The sequence below is a fragment of the Bacillota bacterium genome (assembly GCA_040754675.1).
Lineage (GTDB): Bacteria > Bacillota > Limnochordia > Limnochordales > Geochordaceae > Geochorda.
The window spans coordinates 1-4,942 of sequence record JBFMCJ010000304.1; the positions used below are offsets into that span (position 1 = coordinate 1).

The following is a 4,942-nucleotide window of genomic DNA, read 5'->3' on the forward strand; positions in this document are numbered from 1 at the left end:
GAAGCGGCCGCTTCGACCTCAACCTCGGCAACATCTTCGGCAACCTATGACAGCGGTGGCAACCTGCTCTCCTCTACGTCAAGCGGGAGCCGAAGTCTTGACCTCGAGCTCCGGTATGCACGGCCCGTGATTCCCTCCCGAAGCGGCTTCGCGCTCCAGGCCCCAGTCGAACTGTTCAGCGCCACTGATATTACCGGAAGTAAGACGGAGCACACGGACTTCGGTATCAGGGCCGCCTACGGGCACAGGCTGAGCCCCACTCTGGCAGCCGGCCTTTCGCTCAACTACGGCCGGTACACCCAGACCGTCACCCCAAGCGGGCAACCCTCCTACGATGACGATGTGTGGCAGGCTTTTCGGCCTTATGCCGGGATCCTCTATACCCCAACGGGTCGAGCGCCTCTGGCGGTAGGGATCAACCCTGCATTCCAGACCTACGTGCGCTACAAGTCCGACGGCACCATCGACAATCACGGTACCCGAACAACGCTCCAGTTGGCGGCGCGAACGGATCGTCCCCCTGCCTGGAGTGACCACGGGTATCTCACCGCTTTTCACTACCAGATCTGGCGCCAGACGCTGGATGCCTCTGACGTAGTGCGCTGGAAGTACGGGTACCGCAGGGACTTCATATCGTTCACCCCTGCCTGGGAACGCGGCGGAACCACCCTGGCAGCCGGCGCCGAGCTGTACAACACCGCCGAAACGACCGAGGATGGCCTCCGCACGCCCACCCGGATCACTACCAACGCCTGGACCGGGCTGGCCCTGCGGCTCGGCGTCGAAACCCGAATCATGTCGTGGCTGCGCCTGCAGGCGGGTGTCAAACAGTTCGCTGAACTCAAGGCCAACCGCGTAACGACCTCGCCAGCGACCGATCAGACAAATACCACAACGCTCAGCACCTATACCCGCTTCTATGGAGGAGCCGGTGTTGACGTCGCCGGATGGGCTATCGATCTCTCGCTACCCTCCGCGTCGAGCGGGACCAAGGAAATCACCTATCAGACGAATGAGAAGGATGTGTCCGGTAGCTCCTCTGCGTCACTGTCGTTGACGGCTCGCCGCTCGTTCTGAGCAGCTCCGGCTGCCTCCGGCGTCCTCCCTCCGTGGCGCCGGAGGCAGCTCTGTCCACAGCAGACGGAGGGGTATCCCACCACGAGCAGCCCCGAGGCGGAGACCATCGTTCGGGTCCATTCCGGCGAGACCATCGTGATCGGCGGCCTTTTGGAGCAGCGGCAGATCCACCGGGATCGAAAGCTCCCATTGCTTGGGAAATCCCCGTGATCGGACGGTTGTTCACGTCCTCCCGCACCGAAGCCAAGGAGACAGAGCTCTTCATCATCGTGACCCCTTACCTCCTTGAAGAGCGGTAAGAGCTTGAGCGGCGTGGAGAGGAGGCGCGCGATGGGCGTCTCGCGAGTGATGTTAGCCGCAGCCTGGCTGGCGATAGCAATCGCAGCCTTAACCGGAAGAGAGGCAGACCAAACTCCTTCTCGAGACGTTCAAGATAACCCAGAATCCGCTGCTTTGAGGGGTTAGGATTCTGCCGGAAGAAATCGTCCCATCGCCCAATCCAGTTACGTGGCCCCGTATGTAGTCCACCTGGTCTCCGGCCTTATCCACGGTACCCGAGGTGGCCGGAGGCTTCTCCTGGGCTTCCTCCGCGCCAAAGCTCCGCCGTAATTGGTAAGCGCTCGTACCATTTACATCGATCCCGGCCTCTTGGACGTAAAGCAGGCCGGACAGGCCGGAACCAACCAAGCCCCACCTGCCGCCACAACCGGGGTGCGGCCTGCAGGCCCCGGTGGAGGCGGTACAAGAGCAGTTGAGCTCGGCGGCCATGGGAGAAGGACGCGCAGGACACGGACGTGGCCGTCAGGCCCTCCTGGCATGGAACGTCATCGAACGGGCACTGAACGTGGCCAGGCTGATAATCGCTCCTTCCTCCAACAGCCACACCCCGATCATGCGCAAGAGCGTCCAAGCGGCGAGGAACCCATGAGACTCCCAGCCGACCCCCCAGGTCCCGGGCGTCTATGAGCGGCCGTCACGGCCAGGCGCCGCACGGGCGCCGGGGTCGGCCCTCGGGCCGATCCGGCCGTGATGAAGGTTCACGCTTCAGCTTCTGCGCTTCACCGGTCCGGCTGGAACCACTCGCCGTTCCAGACGTGCCGGCGCTCGCGCCCGTCCCGGCCGACGACACGGATCTCCTGCTCCATTAGCGTGAAGCGATAGCCTACGGCGTACGCTACGAGCTCGAGGTCCTTGGGAAACCACACGTCGTGCCTCGCCCGATACTGCCACACCAACAGCCCGGATTCCGTGTCGGTGCTCGGGGCCACCACGGCCAGGATGACCTCCGGCCACTCATCCCCGGTGAGATCGTTCACCGACACCCATGCCGTCCACCCGGCCTGCAGCTCACCCCACGAGTCGATCCCCGGCATCTTGATGGTCGTGACCGGCACCCGGCCCCTTCCTGGCGTATCGGGCCGCAGGCTGATTCCCCATCCGTCCTCAAAGTGGATCGAGACCTGCATCCCATTCGGGTGGTCCCGCCCAACCCGCACGACGTCAGGCAGCGCATCGCCGTCCAAGTCGTCAACAAGGGAGGGTTCAGGACTTCCGTAGGTCCAGCTCATCACGTATTCGTCCCTCAAAGGCGGCCGGAGCTGAACCACTTCCTCTCCCGCAGCCCGCGCCCCCAGCCCGACCCTGTGTAGAGCAACCGCGATGACCAGCCACACCAGCGCATGCCCTGCTCGGCCTAACCACCACATGCTTCGCCCACCTCCCGCCACTGACCCGCGCCGGGGATTGCATGCAATCTTATTGGCAATCGACACATCGACACATCTGCAGCAGCTGCGGCGTGAATGTCGTCATGATCATTGGATCCGTAGCGTACACCCCCTCCAGCTCCTCAACAAACAGTATCGGGTCATGACGTACAGCCATAGCCTCCGAATAGGCTGGCAATGTAGTCAGTAGGGTGGCGTAATCCCGAATGGATTCTTTGAGCGCCTGTCCCTCGTAATGGATGCCGTCCACGATCGAGGGTCGAACCGCCTCGGTCACGGGCGCAGCCGGTACGTAAGCGGGTGCTCCCTGCGCTCTCCAAACGACCGCGGTCATGAGGAGTACGAATAGCGACCGGACCAGAAAGCTGTCTATTGGGGGTCCCTCCAAAAGCCGCGTTTAGGGTGGGGCCCAGCCGATGCCATTGCGACGCCCGGCCGCTTGAGGGGCCGTCTCGCGGACGTCGCATACCTCCCCTGCCATGACATAGGGCGTGCCAGTTATGGCACTGCTTACCACTTGTATCGGTTCGTGTACTCTTGAGTTGAATGATTCGGAGGGCCGGCGCAGTCAGGCGGAGCGGGTGGCGGAAAGCCCAAGCGGCCGGGGGAGGGCGAATCTTTGACGACCTGGCCCGAACCCGTGGCCTGGGCGGCGTACACCTACGACCCGGTGGGCAACCGCCTGCGTCTAGAGACGGATCGAGGTACGCTGGACTACGCCTACGCCTTCCTCAACCGCCTGGTGCGGGCGGACACCGTGCAGTACCGCTACGACGCCAACGGCAACCTCACCGAAGAGCTCACGCCTCAGGGATGGGTCCGCTACACCTACAACGCCCGAAACCAGCTGATCCGCGTCGACTTCCCGGACGGAACGTGGGTGACGTACGCTTACGACGGCTTCGACCGGCGGGTGCGGCGCGAGGAGAGCGACTGGCAGAACGCAAACCAGCAGAAGACCGAGATCACCCATTTCCTTTACGACGGCTTCGAGGTCTTGATGGAGTATGCCGGCACGCCGGGCGAGGGCCTCGCCCCGCTGGCGGAGTATTACCGGGCGGGCGGCCAGCTCCTCGCCCGGAAGATGTTCGGCTTTCACGGGCGCAAGGCGCCGGGGTACGAGGAGTTTTTGCGCACCCGGGGCGGGCTGTTGTACTATCATCTCGACGCCCTGGGGACAGTCCAGGCCCTCACGGACCGGCAGGGGGAGGTGGTCATCCGCTACTATACGGAGGCCTTCGGCCAGCTCTGGGCGGGGGTCACGGATCCGTACAACCCCTATGCGCTGACGGCCAAGGAGTACGACCCCAGGACCGGGCTCTATTACTTCGGGGCCCGCTGGTACGACCCGGAGGTAGGCCGGTGGCTGACCCCGGACCCCATCCGGGATGGGCGGAACTGGTACAGCTACGTGGACAACAACCCGGTCCGCTACCTCGACCTGTGGGGCCTGCTCAAGTTCACGAACCCGTGGCGCACGGAAGGGATCGTCCAGGCGGGCGACACCCTCTCGGGCATCGCATACCAGGCTTACGGGGACGCCTCCCTGTACCAAGAAAGCGCTGCCGTGAACAACATTCCGGATCCGGACCGGATCTACCCCGGCCAGCGGCTGCACCTCCCCCGGCCACCCCCGGGGCAGGAGGCGAGTGGGTGGGGCCCGAATGCCCGGCCAGCGGATCTCGACGTGTTCGCAATGACGCTGGCGGCCGTGGTAGCCGTGGAGGCGGCAGGCCCCGCGATCTCGCAGGCCCTGACCACCGCAGCCACGTGGGTGGCGGTGAAAGTTCAGACCTGGCTTGCACCCACTGCACCCAGCGCGGAAAAGGCCGGCAAGCTGCTGTGGGGTACATGGAAGGATTATCCTAAGGTCGTCGTAGCCGGGCGAGAGTACGCCCAGGTCGGCGAACCGTTATACACACAACACGCTGTAGAGCGGATGATGCCGCGCGGTCTTGCTACCCAGGGGCGGAGCATCTCACCTAACCCTGTTGATTACGTCATCAGGAATACAACGACGGTTACCAGGGTTATTGAGGGTCTCCAGCGAATCCTCTCCGCCATCATGTCGAGGCTTGAAGGTGATGTCCCAAAGAGGTCCGACAGGCATTTCTCAAGACCGAAGCATGGGTAGACAG

The 4,942-nt window shown here is 63.6% G+C and carries 3 protein-coding genes and 1 pseudogene; 3 read left to right on the plus strand and 1 reads right to left on the minus strand.

Annotated features, from left to right (window positions below; translation table 11 throughout):
* Together AB1609_15425 and AB1609_15430 are read left to right on the plus strand one after the other, a co-directional pair.
* A partial coding sequence (locus tag AB1609_15425) for a hypothetical protein (GenBank protein ID MEW6047845.1) occupies window positions 1–1,077 on the plus strand: 1,077 nt, incomplete at its 5' end.
* 72 nt (window positions 1,078–1,149) lie between these two features.
* Window positions 1,150–1,376, plus strand: a pseudogene (locus tag AB1609_15430) (type II secretion system protein GspD).
* 759 nt (window positions 1,377–2,135) lie between these two features.
* Here AB1609_15430 and AB1609_15435 read toward each other — a convergent pair.
* The gene (locus tag AB1609_15435; GenBank protein MEW6047846.1) at window positions 2,136–2,783 is read right to left on the minus strand and encodes a hypothetical protein; all 648 of its coding nucleotides are present in this window, start codon (window positions 2,781–2,783) and stop codon (window positions 2,136–2,138) included.
* 640 nt (window positions 2,784–3,423) lie between these two features.
* On the opposite strand from AB1609_15435, the gene AB1609_15440 reads away from it, so the two are divergent.
* Window positions 3,424–4,938 (plus strand): RHS repeat-associated core domain-containing protein, encoded by a 1,515-nt coding sequence (locus tag AB1609_15440; GenBank protein MEW6047847.1) that lies wholly within the window; start codon window positions 3,424–3,426, stop codon window positions 4,936–4,938.
* Window positions 4,939–4,942: the final 4 nt, after the last annotated feature.

Coding starts and splice junctions, on each gene's coding strand:
- AB1609_15435 (MEW6047846.1), bottom strand. CDS start 2,783: ATGTGGTGGTTAGGCCGAGCAGGGCATGCGCTGGTGTGGCTGGTCATC.